This is a genomic window from Streptomyces sp. NPDC049915 (assembly GCF_040656475.1).
In the GTDB taxonomy this organism is placed as follows: Bacteria; Actinomycetota; Actinomycetes; order Streptomycetales; family Streptomycetaceae; genus Streptomyces.
Genome location: NZ_JBFAMH010000011.1, coordinates 228,594 through 254,081, shown reverse-complemented (window position 1 = coordinate 254,081; position 25,488 = coordinate 228,594). Strand labels below are relative to the sequence as shown.

Annotated in this window: 25 protein-coding genes and 2 pseudogenes; 17 read left to right on the top strand and 10 right to left on the bottom strand. The window is 71.7% G+C overall.

Annotated elements, in window-relative coordinates:
• Positions 1-792, top strand: a 792-nt coding sequence (locus AB0J12_RS21505; protein WP_363265920.1) for a biotin/lipoyl-containing protein, incomplete at its 5' end; no start/stop codon positions are given.
• 126 nt (positions 793-918) lie between these two features.
• Here AB0J12_RS21505 and AB0J12_RS21500 read toward each other — a convergent pair.
• A complete protein-coding gene (locus tag AB0J12_RS21500; protein ID WP_363265919.1) occupies positions 919-1,866 on the bottom strand; it encodes a DeoR/GlpR family DNA-binding transcription regulator in 948 nt (315 codons plus the stop codon).
• Between the two features lie 211 nt (positions 1,867-2,077).
• Complete coding sequence (locus tag AB0J12_RS21495) at positions 2,078-3,526, bottom strand: NAD(P)H-quinone dehydrogenase (protein WP_363265918.1); 1,449 nt, start codon at positions 3,524-3,526, stop codon at positions 2,078-2,080.
• A gap of 95 nt (positions 3,527-3,621) precedes the next feature.
• Here AB0J12_RS21495 and AB0J12_RS21490 point away from each other — a divergent pair, with 95 nt between their 5' ends.
• The 3 genes from AB0J12_RS21490 to AB0J12_RS21480 all read left to right on the top strand — a co-directional run bounded on the left by AB0J12_RS21490 (position 3,622) and on the right by AB0J12_RS21480 (position 6,968).
• Positions 3,622-4,059, top strand: a complete 438-nt coding sequence (locus AB0J12_RS21490; RefSeq protein ID WP_363265917.1) for a gamma-glutamylcyclotransferase — start codon at positions 3,622-3,624, stop codon at positions 4,057-4,059.
• A gap of 413 nt (positions 4,060-4,472) precedes the next feature.
• Positions 4,473-5,297, top strand: a complete 825-nt coding sequence (locus AB0J12_RS21485; RefSeq protein WP_363265916.1) for a purine-nucleoside phosphorylase — start codon at positions 4,473-4,475, stop codon at positions 5,295-5,297.
• 39 nt (positions 5,298-5,336) lie between these two features.
• Entirely contained in the window at positions 5,337-6,968 is a 1,632-nt protein-coding gene (locus AB0J12_RS21480) for a phospho-sugar mutase (protein ID WP_363265915.1), read from the top strand.
• 82 nt (positions 6,969-7,050) lie between these two features.
• Here the strand turns inward: AB0J12_RS21480 and AB0J12_RS21475 are convergent, their stop codons facing one another.
• Entirely contained in the window at positions 7,051-7,707 is a 657-nt protein-coding gene (locus AB0J12_RS21475) for a PH domain-containing protein (RefSeq protein ID WP_363265914.1), read from the bottom strand.
• A gap of 159 nt (positions 7,708-7,866) precedes the next feature.
• Here AB0J12_RS21475 and deoC point away from each other — a divergent pair, with 159 nt between their 5' ends.
• The 3 genes from deoC to AB0J12_RS21460 are packed head-to-tail and all read left to right on the top strand — an operon-like array spanning position 7,867 to position 11,155.
• Positions 7,867-8,826: a deoxyribose-phosphate aldolase gene (deoC, locus tag AB0J12_RS21470; RefSeq protein WP_363265930.1), complete on the top strand. Its 960-nt coding sequence runs from the start codon at positions 7,867-7,869 to the stop codon at positions 8,824-8,826.
• A 6-nt stretch (positions 8,827-8,832) separates the two neighbouring features.
• Positions 8,833-10,263 carry an aldehyde dehydrogenase family protein gene (locus AB0J12_RS21465; RefSeq protein ID WP_363265913.1) on the top strand — a complete coding sequence of 477 codons (1,431 nt, stop codon included), beginning with the start codon at positions 8,833-8,835 and terminating at the stop codon, positions 10,261-10,263.
• Positions 10,256-11,155, top strand: a complete 900-nt coding sequence (locus tag AB0J12_RS21460; RefSeq protein ID WP_363265912.1) for an aldehyde dehydrogenase family protein — start codon at positions 10,256-10,258, stop codon at positions 11,153-11,155. The genes AB0J12_RS21465 and AB0J12_RS21460 overlap by 8 nt, the downstream gene beginning before the upstream one ends.
• Positions 11,156-11,234: 79 nt before the next feature.
• On the opposite strand, the pseudogene AB0J12_RS21455 reads toward AB0J12_RS21460, so the two are convergent.
• Positions 11,235-11,510, bottom strand: a pseudogene (locus AB0J12_RS21455) (hypothetical protein); the annotation flags it as partial.
• Between the two features lie 182 nt (positions 11,511-11,692).
• Here AB0J12_RS21455 and AB0J12_RS21450 point away from each other — a divergent pair.
• Positions 11,693-12,328: a uridine kinase gene (locus tag AB0J12_RS21450; RefSeq protein WP_363265911.1), complete on the top strand. Its 636-nt coding sequence runs from the start codon at positions 11,693-11,695 to the stop codon at positions 12,326-12,328.
• Between the two features lie 182 nt (positions 12,329-12,510).
• On the opposite strand, the gene AB0J12_RS21445 is transcribed toward AB0J12_RS21450, so the two are convergent.
• Complete coding sequence (locus tag AB0J12_RS21445; RefSeq protein WP_363265910.1) at positions 12,511-13,248, bottom strand: SigE family RNA polymerase sigma factor; 738 nt, start codon at positions 13,246-13,248, stop codon at positions 12,511-12,513.
• A gap of 237 nt (positions 13,249-13,485) precedes the next feature.
• On the opposite strand from AB0J12_RS21445, the gene afsQ1 reads away from it, so the two are divergent.
• The 5 genes from afsQ1 (at position 13,486) to AB0J12_RS21420 (ending at position 17,404) form a co-directional block, all read left to right on the top strand.
• Positions 13,486-14,163 (top strand): two-component system response regulator AfsQ1, encoded by a 678-nt coding sequence (gene afsQ1 / locus AB0J12_RS21440; RefSeq protein WP_363265909.1) that lies wholly within the window; start codon positions 13,486-13,488, stop codon positions 14,161-14,163.
• Between the two features lie 88 nt (positions 14,164-14,251).
• Positions 14,252-15,844, top strand: coding sequence for a HAMP domain-containing sensor histidine kinase (locus tag AB0J12_RS21435; protein WP_363265908.1), 1,593 nt, complete (start codon positions 14,252-14,254; stop codon positions 15,842-15,844).
• A complete protein-coding gene (locus AB0J12_RS21430; protein WP_363265907.1) occupies positions 15,844-16,449 on the top strand; it encodes a hypothetical protein in 606 nt (201 codons plus the stop codon). The genes AB0J12_RS21435 and AB0J12_RS21430 overlap by 1 nt, the downstream gene beginning before the upstream one ends.
• 116 nt (positions 16,450-16,565) lie before the next feature.
• On the top strand, positions 16,566-17,138 hold the full coding sequence (locus tag AB0J12_RS21425; protein ID WP_363265906.1) for a VanZ family protein: 573 nt from the start codon (positions 16,566-16,568) through the stop codon (positions 17,136-17,138).
• A 65-nt stretch (positions 17,139-17,203) separates the two neighbouring features.
• Positions 17,204-17,404 (top strand): PspC domain-containing protein, encoded by a 201-nt coding sequence (locus tag AB0J12_RS21420; RefSeq protein WP_103782080.1) that lies wholly within the window; start codon positions 17,204-17,206, stop codon positions 17,402-17,404.
• 63 nt (positions 17,405-17,467) lie between these two features.
• Here AB0J12_RS21420 and AB0J12_RS21415 read toward each other — a convergent pair whose 3' ends face one another.
• Together AB0J12_RS21415 and AB0J12_RS21410 are read right to left on the bottom strand one after the other, a co-directional pair.
• Complete coding sequence (locus AB0J12_RS21415; RefSeq protein WP_363265905.1) at positions 17,468-17,815, bottom strand: ATP-binding protein; 348 nt, start codon at positions 17,813-17,815, stop codon at positions 17,468-17,470.
• A 135-nt stretch (positions 17,816-17,950) separates the two neighbouring features.
• Positions 17,951-19,114 (bottom strand): adenosine deaminase, encoded by a 1,164-nt coding sequence (locus AB0J12_RS21410; protein ID WP_363265904.1) that lies wholly within the window; start codon positions 19,112-19,114, stop codon positions 17,951-17,953.
• 113 nt (positions 19,115-19,227) lie between these two features.
• On the opposite strand from AB0J12_RS21410, the gene AB0J12_RS21405 reads away from it, so the two are divergent.
• Positions 19,228-19,989: a prolyl oligopeptidase family serine peptidase gene (locus tag AB0J12_RS21405; RefSeq protein WP_363265903.1), complete on the top strand. Its 762-nt coding sequence runs from the start codon at positions 19,228-19,230 to the stop codon at positions 19,987-19,989.
• Between the two features lie 96 nt (positions 19,990-20,085).
• On the opposite strand, the pseudogene AB0J12_RS21400 reads toward AB0J12_RS21405, so the two are convergent.
• Positions 20,086-21,035 (bottom strand): annotated as a pseudogene (locus AB0J12_RS21400) (LysR family transcriptional regulator).
• A 63-nt stretch (positions 21,036-21,098) separates the two neighbouring features.
• Between AB0J12_RS21400 and AB0J12_RS21395 the strand changes: the two are divergent.
• Both AB0J12_RS21395 and AB0J12_RS21390 read left to right on the top strand, forming a co-directional pair.
• Positions 21,099-22,388 carry an MFS transporter gene (locus AB0J12_RS21395; protein ID WP_363265902.1) on the top strand — a complete coding sequence of 430 codons (1,290 nt, stop codon included), beginning with the start codon at positions 21,099-21,101 and terminating at the stop codon, positions 22,386-22,388.
• Positions 22,389-22,517: 129 nt separating this feature from the next.
• Positions 22,518-23,531, top strand: coding sequence for a sigma-70 family RNA polymerase sigma factor (locus AB0J12_RS21390; protein WP_363265901.1), 1,014 nt, complete (start codon positions 22,518-22,520; stop codon positions 23,529-23,531).
• Here the strand turns inward: AB0J12_RS21390 and AB0J12_RS21385 are convergent.
• Positions 23,415-23,801, bottom strand: a complete 387-nt coding sequence (locus tag AB0J12_RS21385; protein WP_363265900.1) for an STAS domain-containing protein — start codon at positions 23,799-23,801, stop codon at positions 23,415-23,417. The genes AB0J12_RS21390 and AB0J12_RS21385 overlap by 117 nt on opposite strands.
• 135 nt (positions 23,802-23,936) lie before the next feature.
• Between AB0J12_RS21385 and AB0J12_RS21380 the strand changes: the two genes are divergently transcribed.
• Positions 23,937-24,857: an AEC family transporter gene (locus AB0J12_RS21380; protein ID WP_363265899.1), complete on the top strand. Its 921-nt coding sequence runs from the start codon at positions 23,937-23,939 to the stop codon at positions 24,855-24,857.
• Between the two features lie 3 nt (positions 24,858-24,860).
• Here AB0J12_RS21380 and AB0J12_RS21375 read toward each other — a convergent pair whose 3' ends face one another.
• Complete coding sequence (locus AB0J12_RS21375) at positions 24,861-25,454, bottom strand: Uma2 family endonuclease (RefSeq protein ID WP_363265898.1); 594 nt, start codon at positions 25,452-25,454, stop codon at positions 24,861-24,863.
• Positions 25,455-25,488 lie beyond the last annotated feature (34 nt).

The window sequence follows — 25,488 nt, the reverse complement described above, 5'->3', positions numbered from 1 at the left end:
CGCGGCCACTCCTTCGAGTTCCGCATCAACGGCGAGGACCCCGGCCGCGGCTTCCTGCCCGCCCCCGGCACCGTCACCACCTTCAACCCGCCGTCGGGCCCCGGCGTCCGCCTCGACGCCGGCGTCGAATCCGGCAGCGTCATCGGCCCCGCCTGGGACTCCCTGCTCGCCAAGCTCATCGTCACCGGCCGCACCCGCGCCGAAGCCCTCCAGCGCGCCGCCCGCGCCCTGGAAGAGTTCCAGGTCGAAGGCATGGCCACCGCCATCCCCTTCCACCGCAAGGTCGTCACCGACCCCGCCTTCGCCCCCGAACTCACCGGCTCCACCGACCCCTTCACGGTCCACACCCGCTGGATCGAAACCGAGTTCACCAACGACATCACCCCCTTCACCGCCCCCGCCGACACCGACGCGGACGAGGAAGCGGGCCGCGAGACGGTCGTCGTCGAGGTCGGCGGCAAGCGCCTGGAGGTCTCCCTGCCCTCCAGCCTCGGCATGAGCCTGGCCCGCACCGGCCTCGCCGCCGGCGCCAAGCCCAAACGCCGCGCCGCGAAGAAGTCCGGCCCCGTCGCCTCCGGCGACACCCTCGCCTCCCCCATGCAGGGCACCATCGTCAAGATCGCCGTCGAGGAGGGCCAGGACGTCAAGGAAGGCGACCTCGTCGTCGTCCTGGAGGCCATGAAGATGGAACAGCCCCTCAACGCCCACAAGTCCGGCACCATCAAGGGCCTCACCGCCGAGGTCGGCGCCTCCCTCACCAGCGGCGCCGCCATCTGCGAGATCACGGACTGACCGCACGCGCGACGAACAGCGAAGCGCCCGGCGGACCGAGCCTCTCGGTCCGCCGGGCGCTTCGTCGTGTGCAGGCCGCCGTCGATCCTGCCGGTCGCGGGGAGAGCCGGGCGTTCCCTGATGGGGTCAGCGCCGCCGCATGTCCGCCACGCGGTTGCGTTCGGGCTGCTGGGTCTGGTCGGCGAGGACGCCCGTGGGGCGGACGCCGGGGAGGTGGCCGCGGCGGGGGTTCGGGAGGGGGACGTCCCGGCGCTGCCGGCGCGCCGGGACCGGGTCACCCCCCTGGCTGCCCGTCGCCCCGGCCGCGGCGATCTGCACCCCCTGGTCGGCAAGGGCCTGGAGTTCGGTCTGGGCGCGGTCGTCGTGGGCCGGCGGCTCGTCCGTGACGAGACGGGTGATGACGTCGGTCGGGACCGTCTGGAACATGGTGTCGGTGCCGAGCTTGGTGTGGTCGGCGAGGACGACGACCTCGGCGGCGGCCTGCACGAGCGCCCGGTCGACGGACGCCGAGAGCATGTTGGAGGTGGACAGCCCGCGTTCGGCGGTCAGCCCGCTGCCCGACAGGAAGGCGCGGGAGACGCGCAGTCCCTGGAGGGACTGTTCGGCTCCGCTGCCGACCAGGGCGTAGTTGGAGCCTCTGAGCGTGCCGCCGGTCATCACGACCTCCACGCGGTTGGCGTGCGCCAGCGCCTGGGCGACCAGCAGGGAATTGGTGACCACCGTCAGCCCGGGAATGCGGGCGAGCCGGCGGGCCAGTTCCTGGGTCGTGGTGCCGGCGCCGACCACGATGGCCTCACCCTCCTCCACGAAGGTGGCGGCGAGGTCGGCGATGGCCGTCTTCTCGGCGGTCGCGACATGGGACTTCTGTGGGAAGCCGGACTCGCGGGTGAACCCGCCCGGCAGGACCGCACCGCCGTGCCGGCGGTCGAGGAGTCCTTCTGCCTCCAGTGCCCGCACGTCCCGCCGTACGGTCACTTCGGAGGTCTGGACGACGCGGGCGAGCTCACGGAGCGACACGGCCCCGTTGGCCCGCACCATTTCGAGGATCAATTGGCGACGTTCTGCAGCGAACACGAAACTGACAGTAACGCGGGCGACCGTCTGGTTTCAGCAGTATGCGCCGAATAACGGAAGTTGTTCGTACGGTACGGCGGGAAGTGGTATAGGGGCCTAGTCCCACCGCCTATGCCGCCCGCATGCTCGACGACCCACCGTGACCGGGCGGCAGCACCCTCCGTGACCTGCGGCGCGGCCCTCCGCCACCGGCGGGGGCCGCGCCGGGTCGTCACACCTCGCCCGCCGTCTTCCGCGTGTGCAACTGCCGGGCGACCTCGGCGATCGAGCCCGACAGGGACGGGTACACGGTGAAGGCATTCGCGATCTGTTCGACCGTCAGATTGTTGTCGACCGCGATCGAGATGGGGTGGATCAGTTCCGAGGCGCGCGGCGCCACGACCACACCGCCGACGACGATCCCGGTGCCCGGGCGGCAGAAGATCTTGACGAAGCCGTCCCGGATGCCCTGCATCTTCGCGCGCGGGTTGCGCAGCAGCGGGAGCTTGACGACCCGGGCGTCGATCTTGCCGCCGTCGACGTCGGCCTGGGTGTAGCCGACGGTGGCGATCTCGGGGTCGGTGAAGACGTTGGACGACACGGTCTTCAGGTTCAGCGGGGCCACCGCGTCGCCCAGGAAGTGGTACATGGCGATACGGCCCTGCATCGCGGCGACGGACGCCAGAGCGAACACGCCGGTCACGTCACCGGCGGCGTACACGCCGGGGGCGGTGGTGCGGGAGACCTTGTCGGTCCAGATGTGCCCGGACTCGCGCACCTTGACGCCGGCCTCCTCCAGGCCCAGGCCCGCGCTGTTGGGGATCGCGCCGACCGCCATCAGGCAGTGGGAGCCGGTGATGACCCGGCCGTCGGCGAGCGTGACCTCGACCCGGTCGCCGACCCGCTTGGCGGCGGCGGCGCGGGAGCGGGCCATGACGTTCATGCCCCGGCGGCGGAAGACGTCCTCCAGGACGGCGGCGGCGTCCGGGTCCTCGCCGGGCAGCACGCGGTCGCGGGAGGAGACGAGGGTGACCCGGGAGCCGAGGGCCTGGTAGGCGCCGGCGAACTCGGCGCCGGTGACGCCGGAGCCGACCACGATGAGTTCCTCGGGCAGCTCGGTGAGGTCGTAGACCTGCGTCCAGTTGAGGATACGCTCGCCGTCCGGCTGGGCGTCGGGCAGCTCACGGGGGTGCCCACCGGTGGCGATCAGTACGGCGTCGGCGGTGAGCGTCTCCTCGGTGCCGTCGGCGGCGGTGACGACGACCTTGCGGGAGCCGTCGAGGGCCTGCATGCCCTCCAGACGGCCACGGCCGCGCATGACCCGGGCGCCGGCCCGTGTGACGGAGGCGGTGATGTCGTGCGACTGGGCGAGCGCGAGGCGCTTCACACGCCGGTTGACCTTGCCGAGGTCCACGCCGACCACCCGGGCGGCCTGCTCCAGCGGCGGGGTGTCGTCGGCGACGATGATGCCCAGCTCCTCGTAGGAGGAGTCGAAGGTGGTCATCACCTCGGCCGTGGCGATGAGGGTCTTGGACGGTACGCAGTCGGTGAGCACCGACGCCCCGCCCAGACCGTCGCTGTCGACGACGGTCACCTCCGCACCGAGTTGCGCGGCCACCAGGGCCGCTTCATATCCGCCGGGTCCGCCACCGATGATCACGATCCGAGTCACGTATTCCATTGTCCCGCACGCTTCAACCTGCTACCGCCTCGGGGGCGGTCTGTGAGCCGTCCGTTACCGCAGTGACGCACGCGCCACTGCCGTACCCTTCGTGCATGTCGCTCTACGCCGCGTACGCCGCCCATCTCGACGCGCGGCTGATGTCCCGCCGCGCTCCCCACTCGCCGTTGCGCGCCACGGGCTGGCTGAACGGCTGGCGGCTGACGTTCGGCGGCGAGCAGCTGGGCTGGGAGGGCGCGCTGGCGACGCTCGTGGAGGACCCGCTGTCGCAGGTCTTCGTCGCGCTGTACGACATCGCCCCGATGGACGAGGCCGCCATGGACCGCTGGGAGGGCGTCAGCCTCGACATCTACCGCCGCACCTGGGTCCGCGTCCACACCCTGGAGGGTGAGGAACGCGCCTGGACGTACACCCTGAACGCCTACGAGGGCGGTCTGCCCTCGGCCCGCTACCTGGGTGACATCGCCGACGCGGCGGAGTCTGCGGGCGCGCCCCATGACTATGTGATGGAGCTGCGGAAGCGCCCTTGCTGAACGCTCCGCGGGGTGCGGAGGGGGCCAGCCTTGTCCGTAATGGCGGGTCCCTTCTGCCTGCGGCGGCCTGTGCGGGTTGCGTTGTGGCTGGTCGCGCAGTTCCCCGCGCCCCCTTTTTGTGCCTGCGGCGGCCCGTTGCGGTGCGTGGTGGCCTGGTGTCGCGCCTTCGGTTCGTTGTGGGTCGGGGCCGGGGTGGGGGGTGTCCGTCCTCGGTCCGGCCGCCCGTCCCCGACGACGGCACCCTTGCCCGGTGCCGGCCGCTGCGGGCGGACACCCCCCACCCCGTCCCCTCACCGCCGCGGGCGGCCGAGGGCCGTGTCACAGGCCCTCGTCGGAAACGACAAGACAACGATCCCCATGCCGTCGGCTCTGACATCTACGCGCGTAGGCGAAGCTCGGCTACCCTCGTCCACGTGAACGCATCTCTTCTTCCGGACGACATCCAGGGCGACCCGTACGCCGCCGCCGACGCCGCCGCCGCTCGCCTGCGCGAGCTGACCGGCGCCGAGACCCACGACGTCGCCCTTGTGATGGGCTCCGGCTGGGCTCCGGCCGTCGACGCCCTGGGCGCCCCCGAGGCCGAGTTCCAGGTCACCGAGCTCCCCGGCTTCCCGCCCCCGGCGGTCGAGGGCCACGGCGGCAAGATCCGCTCGTACCGCATCGGCACCAAGCGCGCCCTGGTCTTCCTGGGCCGTACGCACTACTACGAGGGCCGTGGCGTCGCCGCCGTCTCCCACGGGGTGCGCACCGCCGTCGCCGCCGGCGTGAAGACCATCGTGCTGACCAACGGCTGCGGCGGTCTGCGCGAGGGCATGCGTCCCGGTCAGCCGGTGCTGATCAGCGACCACATCAACCTCACCGCCACCTCCCCCATCGTCGGCGCCAACTTCGTCGACCTGACCGACCTGTACTCGCCGCGGCTGCGCGCGCTGTGCAAGGAGGTCGACCCCACGCTGGAGGAGGGCGTCTACGCCCAGTTCCCCGGCCCGCACTACGAGACCCCGGCCGAGATCCGCATGGCCCGCGTCATCGGCGCGGACCTGGTCGGCATGTCCACCGTGCTCGAGGCCATTGCCGCGCGTGAGGCGGGCGCCGAGGTGCTCGGCATCTCCCTGGTCACCAACCTCGCCGCCGGCATGACGGGCGAGCCGCTGAACCACGAGGAGGTCCTGCAGGCCGGCCGCGACAGCGCCACCCGCATGGGCTCCCTGCTGGCGCAGGTGCTGGACCGCCTGTAAGGCACTCGGAACCACCGACGACGAGAGGCTGACCCCACCGTGCACGACGAAGTCATCGCCCGCGCCAAGGCGTGGCTGGCCGAGGACCCCGACGCGGACACCCGTGAGGAACTCGCCCGGCTGATCGACGCCGAGGACGTCAAGGAGCTGACCGCCCGCTTCTCCGGCACCCTGCAGTTCGGCACCGCCGGCCTGCGCGGGGAGCTGGGGGCCGGGCCGATGCGCATGAACCGCACGGTCGTCATCCGCGCGGCGGCGGGCCTCGCGTCGTACCTGAAGAAGAACGGCCAGGCGGGCGGCCTGGTGGTCGTCGGCTACGACGCCCGCCACAAGTCGGCCGACTTCGCCCGCGACACGGCCGCCGTGATGGTGGGCGCCGGTCTGCGCGCGGCGGTGCTCCCGCGGCCCCTGCCCACCCCGGTCCTCGCCTTCGCCATACGGCACCTCGGCGCGGTCGCGGGTGTGGAGGTCACCGCCAGCCACAACCCGTCCCGGGACAACGGCTACAAGGTGTACCTCGGCGACGGCTCCCAGATCGTGCCGCCCGCGGACGCGGAGATCGCCGCGGAGATCGCCGCGATCGGCAGCCTGACGACGGTCGACCGCCCGACGGAGGGCTGGGAGGTCCTGGACGACTCGGTCCTTCAGGCCTACCTGGCCCGTACGGACGCGGTCCTGGCCCCCGACTCGGCGCGCACCGCGCGCACGGTCTACACGGCGATGCACGGCGTCGGCCGTGACGTCCTGCTGGCCGCGTTCGCCCGCGCCGGCTTCCCCGAGCCGGTGCTGGTCGCCGAGCAGGCGGACCCCGACCCGGAGTTCCCGACCGTGGCCTTCCCCAACCCGGAGGAGCCCGGCGCGATGGACCTGGCGTTCGCCCGGGCCCGCGAGGTGGACCCGGACCTGGTCATCGCCAACGACCCGGACGCCGACCGCTGCGCGGTGGCCGTGCGCGACGGCGCGGACTGGCGGATGCTGCGCGGCGACGAGGTCGGTGCGCTGCTCGCCGCACACCTGGTCGGGCGCGGTGCGCGCGGCACGTTCGCCGAGTCGATCGTCTCCTCCTCGCTGCTCGGCCGGATCGCCGAGAAGGCGGGCCTGCCGTACGAGGAGACCCTCACCGGCTTCAAGTGGATCGCCCGCGTGGAGGGTCTGCGGTACGGCTACGAGGAGGCCCTCGGCTACTGCGTCGACCCCGACGGCGTGCGCGACAAGGACGGCATCACGGCCGCGCTGCTGATCACCGAACTGGCGTCGGAGCTGAAGGAGCAGGGCCGCACCCTGCCGGACCTGCTGGACGACCTCGCGGTGGAGCACGGGCTGCACGCCACGGACCAGCTGTCGGTGCGGGTCCAGGATCTCTCCCTGATCGCCGAGGCCATGCGCCGTCTGCGCGAGCAGCCGCCGACGGAGCTGGCGGGCCTGCCGGTGGTGAACGCCGAGGACCTCACCCAGGGGACGGAGAAGCTCCCGCCGACGGACGGCCTGCGGTACACCCTGCGGGGCGCCCGGGTGATCGTCCGCCCGAGCGGCACGGAGCCCAAGCTGAAGTGCTACCTGGAGGTGGTGGTCCCGGTCCAGGACCGCGCCGGCCTGCCGACGGCCCGTACCCGGGCGACGGACCTGCTGACCGCGCTCAAGCGTGACCTGTCCGTGGCGGCGGGGATCTGAGGCGCGAGTGTGCTGCTGGGGTGTCCTCTTCGGAGGGCACCCCAGCGGGCGTTCAGGGGCCGTTCCAGTGGCGTGGGTCCGCTCAGCCGAGGGACGCGAGGATCGCCAGGAGTACCGCCCCCGCCACGGCCGGGGCGATCACCTCGTAGGCCCAGCGGACCGTGACCTCGCCCTGGGCGGACTCCGCGGTACAGCGGTCGTCGCGGAGTTGCCTGAGGTCGTCCATCGCCTTGTCGGTCAGCGCGCGTGGCGGCTCGGTCCGCGCCGCGCCGGTGCCCGGCGTACCGAGCAGACCGCCCTCCTGGCCGCCGGCCGCGATCGCCCGATTCCGCTGCCGTGCCGCGCGCTTGCGGGCCCGCAGCGAGACCGGCAGGGCCCACAGCTGGTACTTGGTGCCGGAGACCGTGACCACCTCGTTGGAGTAGCCCGAGCGCAGTCCCCCGACCGTGCCCCACGGCAGGACGATCACCCGCAGCGGGTTGCGCACGCGCAGCCGGTCGTCGCTCACGAAGATCGCCGGGCGGATCGTGTACGCGACCACCAGCGGCACCACCAGCAGCAGCCCGGCCAACGTCAGCCACGGCGTGCGGCCGTGCCCGACGACGATCGCGTCGATGCCGAGCCAGCCGGTGAGGGCCAGCAGCATCACGCCGGAGGCGATGCCGGCGGACGACCGGTGGATGCGGTCCTTGGCCGCGGGTGTCTGCGGCGCTGGTGACGGGTGCTCCGGGGTGGTCATGGCCCCGATTGTGCCCGACGGCCCCGCCGGACCCCGTAAGCGGTACGCCGGGTGCGCGGGCCGGGCTCGGTGAGCACCGCCTGAGACCACTCTCCCACCCCCCTGCCACCTCGAGGGCTATACATCCGCTACGCGCGTAGATATGCTCGTCTGGTGACCATGCCCACTACCGCACCCACAGCACAGGCACTCTCGGATGTCACCGCGTCCGACAGCACGCTGCGCCGCTTCCTCCACGGGCTGCCCGGCGTCGACGCGGTCGGCCTGGAGGCGCGCGCCGCGTCTCTCGGCACCCGTTCCATCAAGACCACCGCGAAGGCGTACGCCATCGACCTCGCCATCTCGATGGTCGACCTGACGACGCTGGAAGGCGCGGACACCCCGGGCAAGGTCCGGGCGCTCGGCGCCAAGGCGGTCCTCCCGGACCCGACCGACCGCACGACGCCCACCACGGCCGCGGTCTGCGTCTACCCCGACATGGTGGCCGTCGCCAAGGAGGCCGTCGCCGGCTCCGGCGTGAAGGTCGCCTCCGTCGCCACCGCCTTCCCCGCCGGCCGCGCCGCCCTGGAGGTGAAGCTCGCCGACGTGAAGGACGCCGTCGCCGCGGGCGCCGACGAGATCGACATGGTCATCGACCGTGGCGCGTTCCTCGCCGGCAAGTACCTCAAGGTGTACGACGAGATCGTCGCCGTGAAGGAGGCCTGCGGCACGAGTGCCCGGCTGAAGGTCATCTTCGAGACCGGCGAGCTGTCGACGTACGACAACATCCGCCGCGCCAGCTGGCTGGGCATGCTCGCCGGCGCCGACTTCATCAAGACCTCCACCGGCAAGGTCGCCGTCAACGCCACCCCCGCCAACACCCTTCTGATGCTGGAGGCCGTGCGCGACTTCCGGGCGCAGACCGGCGTCCAGGTCGGCGTGAAGCCCGCCGGCGGGATCAGGACCAGCAAGGACGCGATCAAGTTTCTCGTCCTGGTCAACGAGACCGCCGGCCAGGACTGGCTGGACAACCACTGGTTCCGCTTCGGCGCCTCCTCGCTGCTCAACGATCTGCTGATGCAGCGCCAGAAGCTGGCCACCGGCCGCTACTCCGGCCCCGACTACGTGACGGTGGACTGATCGATCATGGTTTTCGAGTACGCACCGGCGCCCGAGTCCCGCTCGGTCGTCGACATCGCCCCCTCCTACGGCCTGTTCATCGACGGCGAGTTCGCCGACGCGGCCGACGGCAAGGTCTTCAAGACGGTCAGCCCGTCGACGGAGGAGGTCCTCTCCGAGGTCGCGCAGGCCGGTGAGGCGGACGTCGACCGCGCGGTGAAGGCCGCCCGCAAGGCGTTCGAGAAGTGGTCGGCGCTGCCCGGTTCCGAGCGGGCCAAGTACCTGTTCCGCATCGCCCGGATCATCCAGGAGCGCAGCCGCGAGCTGGCCGTCCTGGAGACCCTGGACAACGGCAAGCCGATCAAGGAGACCCGCGACGCCGACCTCCCCCTGGTCGCCGCGCACTTCTTCTACTACGCGGGCTGGGCCGACAAGCTCGACCACGCCGGCTTCGGCGCGAACCCGCGTCCGCTGGGCGTCGCCGGCCAGGTCATCCCCTGGAACTTCCCACTGCTGATGCTGGCCTGGAAGATCGCCCCGGCGCTGGCCACCGGCAACACAGTCGTGCTGAAGCCGGCCGAGACGACCCCGCTGTCCGCCCTGTTCTTCGCCGACATCTGCCGCCAGGCCGGTCTGCCCAAGGGTGTCGTGAACATCCTTCCCGGTTACGGCGACGCGGGCGCCGCGCTCGTCGCGCACCCGGACGTGAACAAGGTCGCCTTCACCGGCTCCACGGCCGTCGGCAAGGAGATCGCCCGGTCCGTCGCGGGCACCCGCAAGAAGCTCACGCTCGAACTGGGCGGCAAGGGCGCCAACATCGTTTTCGACGACGCCCCCATCGACCAGGCCGTCGAGGGCATCGTCAACGGCATCTTCTTCAACCAGGGCCAGGTCTGCTGCGCCGGCAGCCGGCTGCTGGTACAGGAGTCGATCCAGGACGAGCTGCTGGACTCCCTCAAGCGGCGCCTGTCCACGCTGCGCCTCGGCGACCCGCTGGACAAGAACACCGACATCGGCGCGATCAACTCCGCCGAGCAGCTCTCCCGGATCACCACGCTCGTCGAGCAGGGTGAGGCCGAGGGCGCCGAGCGCTGGTCCCCGGCCTGCGAACTTCCCGAAAGCGGCTACTGGTTCGCCCCGACCCTCTTCACGAACGTCACCCAGGCACACACCGTCGCCCGTGACGAGATCTTCGGCCCGGTGCTGTCGGTCCTCACCTTCCGCACCCCGGACGAGGCGGTCGCCAAGGCGAACAACACGCCGTACGGGCTGTCCGCGGGCATCTGGACGGAGAAGGGGTCGCGGATCCTCGCCGTCGCGAACAAGCTGCGCGCCGGTGTCGTCTGGTCCAACACGTTCAACAAGTTCGACCCGACCTCGCCCTTCGGCGGCTACAAGGAGTCGGGCTTCGGCCGCGAGGGCGGCCGCCACGGCCTGGAGGCGTACCTCGATGTCTGACAAGTCCGAGCAGCAGCGACTCAGCGTCTTCAAGACCTACAAGCTGTACGTCGGCGGGAAGTTCCCGCGTTCCGAGAGCGGCCGGGTGTACGAGGTGACCGACGCAAAGGGCAACTGGCTGGCCAACGCCCCGCAGTCCTCCCGCAAGGACGCCCGTGACGCGGTCGTGGCCGCGCGCAAGGCGTTCGGCGGCTGGTCCGGTGCGACCGCCTACAACCGCGGCCAGGTGCTGTACCGCGTCGCGGAGATGCTGGAGGGCCGCCGGGACCAGTTCGTGCGCGAGGTGGCGGACGCGGAGGGCCTGTCGAAGTCGAAGGCGGCCGCGGTCGTGGACGCCACGATCGACCGCTGGGTCTGGTACGCCGGCTGGACCGACAAGATCGCTCAGGTGATCGGCGGCGGCAACCCGGTCGCGGGCCCGTTCTTCAACCTCTCCTCCCCCGAGCCGACCGGTGTGGTCGCCGTGGTGGCCCCGCAGGAGTCGTCCTTCCTGGGCCTGGTCTCGGTGCTCGCACCCGTGATCGCCACCGGTAACACGGCGGTGGTCGTCGCCTCCGAGAAGGCCCCGCTGCCCGCCCTGTCCCTCGCCGAGGTGCTGGCCACCTCCGACGTGCCCGGCGGTGTCGTCAACGTCCTGTCCGGCCGTACGGCGGAGATCGCGAAGCCGCTGGCCGCGCACCAGGACGTCAACGCGATCGACCTCGCGGGCGCGGACGACGAACTGGCGAAGGAACTGGAGATCGCCGCGGCGGACAATCTCAAGCGCGTGCTGCGTCCACAGCCTGTGGATTATTTCGCGACGCCGGGCACGGACCGTATGACGGCTTTCCTGGAGACGAAGACGGTCTGGCACCCCACGGGCTCCCTGGGCGCCTCCGGCTCGTCCTACTGACCGCCGCCCCCCACGCGAGAGCCGCGCCACCCCTCCGTCCGGGGGCGGCGCGGCTCTCGCACGTGTACGGCGCACACGATCAGCCCAGCGGGCCGCCCTGCACCCCGCCGAGCAGGCCCGCCACCTGGCCGACGACCGGCAGGCTGCCGATCGACTGCGCCTGCGCGACGGCGGCCGTGAGCGCCCGCGTGGCCACCGGCTTGAAGTCGGCGACCTGGGTGCCGGCGCCGTTGTCGAGCGGGTCGACGCCCGTCCCGGCGAGCGGCTTGGGCTTGAGGCCGGCGACCGGGCCCGTCACGTAGCCGACCGAGCCGGTCAGCGCCGTGAGGCCGGCGTGCGGGTCGACCTTGCCGAGGCAAGGGCACGACGGCCGGTCGAGGTGTGGGGGAAGTCGTGTCGCGCCATCGCCGGTGCCACCTTCTGCTGCGTTACGAGGCGCAATCGTGTCGACGCGAAGCGTAGTTGAGGTGTGATGCGCGCTCCAAAGCCGACCCGCGGGGTCGGCAGCGGGGCCACCATGCGTCAAACTGGTGTTCCGTGAGCATTCATCGCCCCTCCCCCGCCCGTGTCGTGCTGCTGTGCGGCCCCTCGGGCTCGGGCAAGTCCCTCGTCGCCGCCCGTTCCGGGCTGCCGGTCCTGCGCCTGGACGACTTCTACAAGGAGGGCGACGACCCGACGCTGCCGCTGGTGGAGGGAAGCTCCGACATCGACTGGGACCATCCGCAGTCCTGGGACGCCGAGGTCGCCGTCGCCGCGATCGCCGAGCTGTGCGCCACCGGGTCGACCCGGGTGCCGGTGTACGACATCGCGCTGAGCGCCCGCACGGGCGGGGAGACGCTGAGCATCGGCCGTACCCCGCTGTTCATCGCGGAGGGCATCTTCGCCGCCGAGATCGTCGAGCGGTGCCGGGAGTTGGGCCTGCTGGCGGACGCACTGTGCCTGAGCCGGGGCGCGGTCACCACGTTCCGGCGGCGGTTCGTGCGGGATCTGAAGGAGGGCCGCAAGTCGGTGCCGTTCCTGCTGCGGCGCGGCTGGCGGCTGATGCGCTCCGAACGCTCGATCATCGCCCGCCAGACGGCCCTCGGCGCCCACCGCTGTGACCTCGACGAGGCGCTCGGCCGGCTCGCGGCGGCCGCTGCGGGACGTCAGGTGCGGGCGAGGTCGGCTGCCTAGGTCTCACCGCCGTACATACGGAAAAAGCGGGACTGGACGGACCCCCCGGCCCTCCAGTCCCGCTCCTGTTTCCCCCGTGGATCCCCCGTGATCCCCTGTTTCCCCCGTGTCCCCACGTCCCCCGTGGAGTCCCCCGTCGGTCCCCCCGGACCGTGCCACCCCCGTGGCTCCCCCGTGCTCCTTCAGGCGACAAGCTCCCCGAAGGCGTCCTCCTGGTCACGGCCGAAGCTGAGGACCTCGTCCTCGCGCAGCCGGCGCAGCGAGCGCCAGATGCTGGACTTCACCGTGCCGACACTGATGTCGAGGATGTCGGCGATCTCCGGGTCCGTGCGGCCCTCGTAGTAGCGCAGGACCAGCATGGTGCGCTGGAGTTCCGGCAGCCGGGCGAGCGCCTGCCACAGGACCGCGCGCAGCTCGGTGCCGCGCATCGCGTCCGTGTCGCCGGGCGTCTCCGGCAGCTCCTCGGTCGGGTACTCGTTCAGCTTGCGGCGTCGCCACGCGCTGATGTGCAGGTTCGTCATGGTGCGGCGGAGATAGCCGCCGACCGCGGCCTTGTCACTGATCCGCTCCCACGCCCGGTACGTCGAGAACAGCGCGCTCTGCAGCAGGTCCTCGGCCTCGAAGCGGTCACCGGTGAGGTGGTAGGCGGTGGCGTACAGGGAGGCACGGCGCTCCTGGACGTAGGCGGTGAACTCCGCTTCCGTCAGGGACGTCCGCTCCCCCGGGTCCTCCCCGTACGCGCTTCCCCCGTGTGTTTCCCCCGTGAAACCGTCAACCACCGTCATGATCGCGGTGTGCTGACGCCCGGTGCCGCGAGCGCACCCCCGCCCGCTCACGGCACCGGACTTCTCGTGACTCCGGTGCACGTCGTGCAGACGCGTGACCACTGCGCTGGTGCTGGTGCTGTGCAGCGTGTTCATCTCGCGCCCCCCTCGTGGACTTTCCGGTGTTCGAACTGGTTCGGGCGGTGGTGCCGTGCCCGATGCCGAAAAGCTTGCCGCTGCACCTTCATGGCCGTGTCCGCCGACTGTCACAGACGTGTCACAGGGGTACGGACCCGTCCCGACGAAGATCGTGCACGGCTCCCGGTGCCGCCCCCGCCGCTTCTGCACAACCCACAGGTGAACAACGCCGCCTCCATGGGCCAGAATGAGCGCGTGCCTTCCCTGTTGCTGATCGAGGACGACGACGCCATCCGCACGGCCCTGGAGCTCTCACTGACGCGCCAGGGCCACCGGGTGGCGACTGCTGCCAGCGGTGAGGACGGTCTGAAGCTGCTGCGCGAGCAGCGGCCGGATCTGATCGTGCTGGATGTGATGCTGCCCGGCATCGACGGTTTCGAGGTGTGCCGGCGCATCCGGCGCACGGACCAGCTGCCGATCATCCTGCTGACCGCGCGCAGCGACGACATCGACGTCGTCGTCGGCCTGGAGTCCGGCGCGGACGACTATGTCGTCAAGCCGGTGCAGGGGCGTGTCCTGGACGCGCGGATCCGGGCCGTGCTGCGGCGCGGCGAGCGGGAGTCGACGGACTCGGCGACCTTCGGCAGCCTCGTCATCGACCGCTCGGCGATGACAGTGACGAAGAACGGCGAGGATCTGCAGCTGACGCCGACCGAGCTGCGGCTGCTGCTGGAGCTGAGCCGGCGCCCGGGGCAGGCGCTGTCGCGGCAGCAGCTGCTGCGGCTGGTGTGGGAGCACGACTACCTCGGTGACTCCCGGCTGGTGGACGCGTGTGTTCAGCGGCTGCGCGCCAAGGTGGAGGACGTGCCCTCGTCCCCGACGCTGATCCGTACCGTGCGCGGTGTCGGCTACCGCCTGGATGCGCCGTCGTGAGCGACGCACGCGCGGCCGCCGGGCCGCAGACGAACGCGAAAGCCGCACCTTTGCGCCGCGCGGGCGGAGAAGCGAACGGTAATACTCAGTGATCCACGAGCACGAGGGGGCCCGCGGCGAGTCCGCGGATCGTAAGGGAGTTTTCTCGCGGCTGCGCTTCACCAGCCTGCGGCTGCGGCTGGTCGTGGTGTTCGCGCTGGTCGCACTGACCGCCGCCGTGTCGGCGTCGGCCATCGCGTACTGGCTGAACCGGGAAGCCGTCCTCACCCGCGCCCAGGACGCGGTGCTGCGCGACTTCCAGCAGGAGATGCAGAACCGGGCGGGCGCGCTGCCGGCCCATCCCAGCCAGGACGAACTGCAGCACACCGCCGGGCAGATGGCGAACAGCAGCCAGCGCTTCAGCGTGCTGCTGGTGGCCACGGACGCGAGCGGCAAGACGGTGTACGGCAACTCCGGCGGCCTGAACGGCTTCTCCCTGGAGGAGGTGCCGAAGTCGCTGCGGACGGCGGTGGACCGGAAGCAGAAGCTGACCAACGCCAACAAGTCCCCGTACCACCTGTACTGGCAGCGGATCACCGAGGACGGCACGCCGTACCTGGTCGCCGGGACGAAGGTGATCGGCGGCGGGCCGACCGGCTACATGCTCAAGTCGCTGGAGCCGGAGGCGAAGGACCTCAACTCGCTGGCCTGGTCGCTGGGGATCGCCACCGGGCTGGCGCTGATCGGAGCGGCCCTGCTCGCGCAGGCCGCCGCGACGACCGTACTGAAGCCGGTGCAGCGGCTCGGCGTGGCCGCGCGGCGGCTGGGCGAGGGCAAGCTCGACACCCGGCTGCGGGTGTCCGGCACCGACGAACTCGCCGATCTGTCGCGGACCTTCAACAAGGCGGCCGCGGCGCTGGAGAAGCGGGTCGCGGACATGGCGGCGCGGGACGAGGCGTCACGGCGGTTCGTCGCGGACATGAGCCATGAGCTGCGCACCCCGCTGACCGCGATCACCGCCGTCACCGAGGTGCTGGAGGAGGAGCTGGACGCCGAGGCCGGCGCCATCGACCCGATGATCGAGCCGGCGGTGCGGCTGGTGGTCAGCGAGACACGGCGTCTGAACAACCTGGTCGAGAACCTCATGGAGGTCACCCGCTTCGACGCCGGTACGGCCCGGCTGGTGCTGGACGACGTCGACGTCGCCGACCAGATCACCGCCTGCATCGACGCGCGCGCCTGGCTGGACGCCGTCGACCTGGACGCCGAGCGCGGCATCCACGCCCGGCTCGACCCGCGCCGCCTCGACGTGATCCTGGCCAACCTGATCGGCAACGCGCTCAAGCACGGCGGGTCGCCGGTCAGGGTGTCGGTGCGGGAGACGGACAGCGAGGTCGTCATCCGGGTACGCGATCACGGACCCGGCATCCCCGAGGAGGTCCTGCCGCACGTCTTCGACCGCTTCTACAAGGCCAGCGCCTCGCGACCGCGTTCGGAGGGCAGCGGGCTCGGTCTTTCCATCGCGCGGGAGAACGCCCACATCCACGGCGGCGAGATCACCGCGGCCAACTCGGAGGAGGGCGGCGCGGTGTTCACGCTGCGGCTGCCGCGGGACGCCTCGGAGCTGGCCCGGCAGGAGGAGCAGAGCCGGGAGCAGGCCGGCCGGGAGAGGAAGCGCCGCGAGCAGGAGGGGGACGCCTGATGAGGAGAGCCCGACGTCTGCTGGCCGTGCCACTGCTCGCCGTGCTGGCGGCCGGGTGCGGCATCCGGTCGACCCAGGTGCCGACGGACTTCGGGGCGGCGCCCTCGCGGGTGCGCTGCTCGCTGTCCGAGCCGGAGCTGTCCACCCAGACCTCGCGCGGACTGCCGGTGCAGGTGTTCCTGCTGTGCGGTTCGTCGCTGGTGGCCGTGGACCGGGTGGTGCGGGTGCCGGACGGTGCGGCGGACTCCAAGCGGCGGGTGCTGGTGGCTCAGGGGCTGCTGGACCAGCTGGCCCAGACACCGTCGGCGGCGGAACGGGAGGCCGGGTACTCCACCGACGTGCGCGGCGGCACGACCGTCTCGGGGCCCGGCCCGCACGACCCCGAGGACGCGCTGCGGCTGAGCACGTCCCCCGGCGCCCTCACCTCGTACTCGCTGGCGCAGATCGTGTGCACCTTCTCCGACTCCGCTGCGGCCGAGGGCGACGGTTCGGTGATCCTGGGCGGCCCCCGGGGCGAGCCGCTGCGCCGCTACGCCTGCACCGGCGCGGTCCGCTCCCGGCCGGGCACGAAGGAGCCGCCGTCGACGGAGGTCACGGAGACCTGACGCCCCGTCGAAGGCCCGGGGTGCGCCCCGGCCGGTGGCCGGTGTGGCCGACGCCTCATGGCCCTCGGCAGCGGGGGTGCGGAACCGATCCTGCCGGGGGGTGCGTCTAGGGGGGCGTGCAGCGTCATGGCTCCATCGGCGGCAGCGCCGCGTCTCGCGTCCGTGTGGCAGGAGGTGTCCTCCTCGTCGCCCACCTCGCGTTCGTCGCCTGGTACACGCTGCGGCCCCTGGACGTTCCCTGGGTGATGCCGGCCAATCTGCATCCGCTCGCCGGGATCCGCGCCGACCTGGCGCAGGGCGGGGCGTTCGCGGTGCGCCGGCTCGGCAGGGGGCTGGCGCTGCTCGCGCCGCTCGGCGTGCTGCTGCCGCTGGTGCACGGCCGGCTGGACGCGTCCCCCTTCGCCTCCCTGCTGCGTACGACGGTCGCGGGGGCGCTGCTGTCGCTGGGCATCGAGCTGCTGCAGACCGGGGTGCCCGGGCAGGTCGCGGACGTGGACGCGCTGCTGCTGAACACGACGGGCGTGGCCGTCGCCCACCTGCTCGTCGTGCCCGTGGGCCGGGCCTGTCTGCGCCGCAGGGCCAGGCGCTCGCCGCTGCTCCAGGAGGAGCCGGCTCAGGGTCGCACCCCGACGATTCCCAGGGTCGGGATCGCCCCGTGGAGCGACGTTGCGCCCCCTTCGTCCCCGTAGCGTGGATGTCGGATGAGGCGGCCGCCCCGGCGGCCTCACGACGACAGCTCGCGAAGGAGCCGACCATGACCGCCCTGACCCGCCCCACCCACGGCCGTATGATCGCCGGCGTGTGCGCCGGACTGGCTCGGCGCTTCGGGACCTCCGCGACCACGATGCGGGTGATCTTCCTGCTGTCGTGTCTGCTGCCGGGCCCCCAGTTCCTGCTCTACATCGCGCTGTGGATCCTGCTGCCGTCCGAGGACAAGGCCCGCACGGCCTGGTGAACGCACGCCGACGGGGCGCACTCCTGGAACAGGGGTGCGCCCCGTCGGCGTATGGGGTGGGGGTCAGCCCAGCGGGTTCCCCTTCAGCCCGCTCGAGCCCAGGCCCTGCACCGGCAGCCCGCCGAGCAGCCCGGTGACGGGCTTCGCGGGCCCGTCGGCGAGCGCCTTGCCGACGACCGGGTGCGCGGCGGCCAGGCCCGCACCGGCCGCGCTCGGGCCGTGGGCCAGCGCCGCACCGGCGCCCGGCACCGCCTGGGCGACGTTCTCCGTCGGCAGCGTCTGGGTCAGACCGCCCACCGCCTGGGAGGCGTCGGGGAGGGCGGGGGCGGCGTTCGCGGCACCGGCGCCCGCAGCGGCGAAGGCGGCACCGAGGGCGGCGACACCGAGGGTCTTGGCAGCAGACTGCTTCATGAAAATGCGTCCTCGAATGGAGACGGGGATTGAGCGGTCCTCGACCGTAAACACGCGACGCCTCCGGCCGCAAACATCGAAATGCGGACGGATGGTGAACGCCCGTCCGCATTTCCCTGCCGGCGATGCCCCGGCTCAGCCTTCCGGGGAGACAGAACCGCTGGTGGAGGCGGTCTGCTGAAACAGCCATTCGGCTTTCAGCTCTGCATATCCGGGCTTGATCACGTCATTGATCATCGCGAGCCGTTCATCGAAAGGAATGAACGCTGATTTCATCGCATTGACGGAGAACCACTGCAGGTCGTCGAGCGTGTAAGCGAACGCCTCGACCAGATGCTCGAATTCCCGGCTCATGCTGGTGTGCGACATCAGCCGGTTGTCCGTGTTGACGGTCGCCCGGAAGTGCAGCCGCCGCAGCAGCCCGATGGGGTGCTCGGCGTACGACGTCGCCGCACCGGTCTGAAGGTTGGAGCTGGGGCACAGCTCCAGCGGGATGCGCTTGTCACGGACGTAGGAGGCGAGCCGCCCGAGGGTGACCGTGCCGTCGTCCTCGACCTCGATGTCGTCGATGATCCGCACCCCGTGCCCGAGCCGGTCGGCGCCGCACCACTGCAGCGCCTGCCAGATGGACGGCAGTCCGAACGCCTCACCGGCGTGGATCGTGAAGTGGTTGTTCTCCCGCTTCAGATACTCGAAGGCGTCCAGGTGCCGGGTGGGCGGGTAACCGGCCTCCGCACCCGCGATGTCGAAGCCGACGACACCCAGATCCCGGTACCGGTTGGCGAGTTCGGCGATCTCCAGGGCGCGCGCGGCGTGCCGCATCGCGGTGAGCAGGGCGCCGACGCGGATCCGGCGGCCGCTTTCCCGGGCGAGCCGTTCGCCCTCCCGGAAGCCCTCGTTGACTGCCTCGACGACCTCCTCCAGCGTCAGCCCGCCCTCCAGGTGCTGCTCGGGGGCGTAGCGCACCTCGGCGTAGACGACGCCGTCCTCGGCGAGGTCCTCGGCGCACTCGCGCGCGACCCGCACCAGCGCCGCACGGGTCTGCATCACGCCGACGGTGTGCGAGAAGGTCTCGAGGTACCGCTCCAGCGAACCGGAGTCGGCGGCCTCCCGGAACCACAGGCCGAGCTTGCCCGGGTCGCTCTCCGGAAGCCCCGAATAGCCCGTCTCACGGGCGAGTTCGACGACGGTGGCGGGGCGCAGACCGCCGTCGAGATGGTCGTGCAGCAGAACCTTGGGCGCCCGGCGGATCTGGTCCGGCGTCGGAATTCTGCCCTTCTGGATGGTCTGGCTCGTCATTTCCGCACTGTAACGCCTACGCGCGTAGAGGGCGCGATGTACATCGCCGCCGATATGTAACGGTGACCGCGAGGAAGGGTGGCGTACACCCTCGCTTCTGACACTGTTCTGTCATGGCACACCAATCGACGCCGGCTCGTACGGCACGGCTGGGACGGGCACTCGGTCCGGAACCGACGGCGGTGAGCGGCGTGGTGCTGCTGCTCCCGAGCGGTGAGGAGGTCTCCCCCCGCAGACCGTCACCGCTGTTCGCGGCGGCCTCCGTACGGGCGTTGGGACGCGCCCTGGCCCGCACCGGCCACGGCGAGGGGCTGGCCGTGCACGTCGTGCACTACCGCTGCCGCGGCTGGAACGGCAGCGACGCCCATCTCGCGGGCGACGCCACCTGGGCCGCCGACGAGGTGGTACGGCGCTACGGTGACGTCCCCGTGTGCCTGACCGGCGTCGGCATGGGCGGGCGGGCCGCGCTGCGGGCGGCCGGCCACGAGGCGGTCAACTCCGTCCTCGCCCTGGCTCCTTGGCTGCCCGAGGTCGACATGGCGGCGCCGGCCGAACCGGTGAAACAGCTCGCGGGGCGCCGCGTGCTGATCGTGCACGGCACGAACGACCAGCGTACGGACCCGGAGCTGTCGTTCCGGCTCGCGGCGCGGGCGAAGAAGTCCAACCGGGAGGTGTGCCGGTTCGAGGTGCACGGGGACGGGCACGGGTTGCGTGCCTACCGGGACGAGGTGCTGGCGCTGGCCTGCGACTTCGTGATGGGGGCGGTGTTCGGGTGGGGGTTCGCGCGTCCGCTTCGCGACGCGCTGGAGGCTCCGCCGCCGCTGGGGTTGCGGATGCCGTTGGCTTCCGGCTTCGGGGCGACGTTACGGCGGTAGTGCCACGGGGGTGTGTGGTCTTCGGGGTGCGGGTCGTTGCGGGTTGCTCGCGCCCACGCGGCGGAGCCGCATAGCGGACACGGCCCCGCGCCCCTTTCAGGCCAGCAAGGTCCCGCGCCTCGAGAGCAGGAACTTCTTGAAGGCCGCCACTGGCGGGGTGTCGGGGTGACCGTTCAGCCAGGCCACGCCGATTTCCCGTACCGCCTGGGGGCGGTGACCGTCAGTTCTGCAACTCCTGGACGGGGGAACGCCGGTGGGGGCAGCAGGGCCACTCCGAGGCCCGCCGCCACCAGGCCGCGCAGGGTTTCCGCCTCCTCGCCCTCGAAGGCGATCTTCGGCTTGAAGCCGGCCTCGCTGCACAGGTCGTCGGTGATGCGGCGCAGGCCGTAGCCGGCTTCCAGCGTGACGAACGCTTCGTCGGCGGCCTCGGCGAGGCGGATGCGGCGGCGGGTGGCAAGGCGGTGGTCGGCGGGGACGACGAGGCGCAGCTTCTGTTCGTCGAGGCGCCGGGCGACCAGGTCGGGGGCGTCGGGGACGGGCGAGGTCAGGCAGAGGTCGAGGTCGCCCGCGCGCAGGCCTTCCAGCATGGCCTCGCCGTAGTTCTGGACCAGGCTGAAGCGGACGCCGGGGTGGTCGGCGCGGAAGGCGTGGATGAGGCCGGGTACGGTCTCGGCGCCCATGGTGTGCAGGAAGCCGAAGGCGACCTTGCCGGTGGCCGGGTCGGCGTCTGCGCGGACCTCGTCGGCGGCGCGGCGGATCTCGCCGAGTGCGCGCTCGGCGGAGGCGAGGAAGGTGCGGCCGGCGGGGGTGAGGGAGAGGGTGCGGCCGTGGCGGGCGAACAACTCGACGCCGAGGTCCGCTTCCAGGCGGGCCATCGCGCGCGAGAGGGTCGACTGGGGGACGTTCAGTTCGTGGGCGGCGCGGGTGACGTGCTCGGTGCGGGCGACCGCGGTGAAGTACGCCAGGCGGGGCGCGAGCGACATCGCCATGTCTTCTGTGTCACTGGACGGCGACAGACGCGCCTGTGACCTCTGCTGATGCACCATGGGAACGATTATGGCGTTTCCATGCATTGGACGGATGAGTGCGGGCCTTCATACGGTCGAGCCATGACTCCCGCCAGTACCGGGGCGTCCACCACCGTGGGCGCCGCTGCTCGTGTCCCTGCTCCCTCCCGGGCTTCCGACTCCCGTATGACCCCGGGCGGCCCCGGTTACCGCCGGATGAGCCTCGCCCTCTTCCTCGCGGGTATGGCGACGTTCGCCCTGCTGTACTCCACGCAGGCGCTGCTGCCGCTGATCTCCGACGACTTCGGGGTCGCGGCGAGCGAGGCGAGCTGGACGGTGGCGGCCGCGACGGGCGGTCTGGCGTTGTTCGTGCTGCCGATGAGCGCCCTGTCGGAGCGTTACGGCCGCCGTACGGTGATGACCGGCTCGCTGGCGGTGGCGGTGACCCTCGGACTGCTGGTGCCCTTCGCGCCGTCGATCGGGGTGCTGGTGGTCCTGCGGGCGTTGCAGGGCGCGGCGCTGGCCGGGCTGCCGGCGTCGGCGCAGGCGTATCTGGCGGAGGAGGTCACGCCGCGGGCGCTGGTCACCGCTATCGGCCTGTTCGTGGCGGGCAACAGTGTCGGCGGGATGAGCGGCCGGGTGATCACCGGCTGGGTCGCGCAGGAGTGGGGCTGGCGGACCGCGGTGGCGGTGATCGGGGTGATCGCGGTGGCGTGCGCGGTGGCGTTCCGGCTTCTGCTGCCCGCGCCGCGGCACTTCGTGCCGGGGTCGCTGAGGCCCCGGGTGCTGGCCGCCACGGTCCGCGCCCATCTGGCGAACCCGCTGCTGCGGCGGCTGTACGCGATCGGCGCGCTGTTCATGACCGTCTTCGGCGGTGTGTACACGGTCATCGGCTACCGGCTGACCGGGGCGCCGTTCTCGCTGCCGCAGGGCGTCATCGGCTCGATCTTCCTGGTGTACCTGGTGGGCACGGTGTCGGCGTCGACGGCGGGCCGGCTGGTCGGGCGGCTGGGCCGGCGGGGTGCGCTGTATCTGGGCGGGGGCACGACGGCGGCGGGTCTGCTGCTGTCCCTGGCTCCTTCCCTGCCGCTGGTGCTGCTGGGCCTGGTGCTGATCACGGCGGGCTTCTTCGCGGGGCACGCCGTGGCGTCCTCGGCGGTCAGCAAGACGGCGACGCGGGGGCGGGCGCAGGCGTCTGCGCTGTACCAGTCGGCGTACTACGTCGGTTCCAGCGCCGGCAGCACGGTCGGCGCCATGGCGTTCCACTCGGGCGGCTGGGCCGGGACGGTGGGCGTGGGCCTGCTGGCCGTGCTCGGAGTCGTGTCGATCACGCTGCTCGGGACCCGGGCGGCGCGCGTTGCGGCCCGCCGGGACCCGGTGCCGGCGCACTGATGCCCTCCTACCTCTGACCTGCCTCTTTGCCCACTCCGGAGGCCATTGTCAGTGGGCTGCGGTAGCTTCCGAAGTGTCCGGTTGCGACGACGCGGCGGACAGGGACACGGCCACAGGGGTGGGTGGACGATGGGTGACGGCACGGCGACGGCGGATCTGGACGTCAGGCTGGAGAAGCACCGGGCCGAGCTGACCGGGTACTGCTACCGGATGCTCGGCTCGTCCTTCGAGGCCGAGGACGCGGTGCAGGACACGATGGTCCGCGCCTGGCGCAGCTACGACAAGTTCGAGGGGCGTTCCAGCCTGCGCTCGTGGCTGTACCGGATCGCGACGAACGTGTGCCTGGACATGCTGACCGCGGGCAACAAGCGGGCGCGGCCGATGGATCTGACGGAGTCGACGCCGCTGGCGCAGGCGGCGCTGTCGCCGCGGCCCGAGAACACCTGGCTGGAGCCGATGCCGGACGCGCGAGTGCTGCCGACGGTCGAGGACCCGGCGGAGGCGGCGGTCGCCAAGGAGTCGGTGCGGCTGGCGTTCATGGCGGCCCTGCAGAAGCTGCCGCCCAAGCAGCGCGCGGTGCTGATCCTGCGGGAGGTGCTGGCCTGGCGGGCGAGCGAGGTCGCCGAGCTGCTGGAGACCTCGGTGGCGTCGGTCAACAGCGCCCTGCAGCGGGCGCGCGCGACGCTCGCCGAGCAGCCGGAGCCGGGCGCCGAGGCGGCGGTGTCGGATCCGCTGGACGAGGAGCAGCGCAAGCTCCTGGAGCGCTATGTGCAGGCCTTCGAGGGCTACGACATGGCCGCGCTGACGGCGTTGCTGCACGAGGACGCGATCATGACCATGCCGCCGTTCGACCTGTGGCTGACCGGCCCGGCGGACATCACCGGTTTCATGACCACGCTGGGCGCGTCCTGCGCGAACTCCCGGCTGCTGCCGGTGCAGGTCAACGGCCTGCCCGGGTTCGCGCACTACAAGCCGGACCCGGAGACGGGCGGCTTCTCCGCGTGGGCGGTGCAGGCGCTGGAGATCTCAGACGGCCGGATCACCGGGTTCCACTGCTTCCTGGACGTGCAGCGCTGGTTCCCGCTGTTCGGACTGCCCCTCCAGCTCGAAGCGGAGGCCGACGAGGTCCAGCAGGGCGGCTAGCGCGGGGTCGGGGTCGCGCAGGCGTATCCGCCCGCCGGCCCGGCGGGCGGTGAGCTGGAGCCGCGCCAGCAGGTCGACGGCGGCGAGGCCGGGCGGCCCCAGAGCGCCGACGTCGCACACGACGACGCCGGCCCCGCCGGCCTCCAGCAGCGCCCGCACGTCGTCGCACAGCCCCGTCACCTCGTCCCGGGTGACGGGGCCGGCCAGCGCGAGTACGGGCGGTGTCATGGCGTCCACGTGCAGTAGACCGCGCGGGTGGGCGGAACTCATCGGGGCGGGTGTCCGAAGGCGCCGACGAGGATCACATTGACCCGGCTCGACTGCGCCGCGCAGGGTGATCGCCATGCCCTGTGAACCAGCACCGGAACCGATGTCCGCGACTCCCTCGCTCGCCGGGGAGGCCCCGTGCAGGGGGTGCTGAGCGGGTTCGCGGTCATCGCGGTCGTCATCGGTGTGGGGTATGTGCTGGGGCGGCTCGGCTCGCTCGGGGAGCAGGGCCGTGACGTACTGACGGCGCTTGCGTTCCATGTGGCCACGCCGGCGCTGTTGTTCACGACGCTCGCGGGGGCCGACCTGTCGGTGGTCTTCTCCAGTCGGCTGCTGGTGACGGCGCTGAGTACGGCGGCCGTCGTGGGGGCCTTCGTCGCGGTGGGCGTGCTGCGCCGCTGGGGGGTGGGCCGCACCACGATCGGCGCCCTGTGCGCCGGTTACGTCAACTCCGGCAACCTCGGCATCCCCATCGCCGTGTACGTGCTCGGCGACGCCTCGCTCGTCGCCCCCGTGATGCTCTTCCAGCTGATCCTGGTCACCCCGCTCGCCCTGGCGGTGCTGGACCTGTCGGGGCGGGGCGAGAAGGGGCCGCTGTGGCAGCGGCTGCTGACCCCGCTGCGCAACCCGGTCGCAGTGGGTTCGCTGGCCGGCGTCCTGGTGTCGGCGGCGGGCGTGCACGTCCCCGGCCCGGTGATGGACCCGCTCAAGCTGATGGGCAACATGGCGGTCCCGGCGTCGCTGCTCGCCTTCGGCATCTCCCTGTACGGCAGCGCGGCGCCGGGCCGGGGCCAGGATCGCGTGCCCGTGCTGCTGTCGGTGTCCCTGAAGTCGGTGGGGCAGCCGCTGATCGCCTGGCTCCTGGCGCGGGCCGTCTTCGGCCTGCACGGCGCGGCCCTGCTGGACGTGGTGGTCACCTCGGCCCTGCCGGCCGCGCAGAACCTCTTCACCTACGCCAGCCGTTACAGAGTCGCGGAGTCCCTGGCCCGCGAGTCGATCCTGCTGTCGACGGTGGCGTCGGTACCGGTGCTGGTGGCGGTGGCGGCGGTGCTGGGGTGAGAGTCAGTCGACCGGAAACTCGCTGGTGTCGAGGTCGAGGTCGAAGGGCTTCGGCAGGGAGATCGTGACGCCGAACTTGCCGGCGCGCAAGACGCGGTACACGTCACCGTGCGGTTCGCCGTACAGCGTGATCGTGGGTCCTCCGGGCGCCCAGTGGTCGATGAGGAGGTAGAGAGGAACACCGGCCTGCGCACAACCCGCAGCTTTCTTGATCCGGTCATTGCTCGCATTCGACTTGGACGTGATCTCCACAACGAGCTCGGCCGCAGCTGCCGCGATGTAGTGACTCTTCTGCGCGCGCAGTACTTCCCTCGGCGCGACGGCGATGTCCGGGATGTACAGCCCGTCACGGGACGGGACTGCCGTGCCTAGTGTCTGGTAGATGCCCCAACTCTTGGGGATCACTTCATACAGGCTGCGCTGAACGAGGTCAGCGATGTCGTTGTGGTCGTTGGACGGCGGTGGTGCCACGGTGACGATCCCCTCGATGATCTCCACCTTGCAGCCCTCCGGTGCGTCCGTCTCCTCCCAGATACGGACGAGGCCGTCCCACTCGCGGCCGCTGGCCGTCGAGTGGTCGACGGTGAGTGCGCTCATGGCGGTTCTCCAATCGGTGCGGCACCGATCCCAG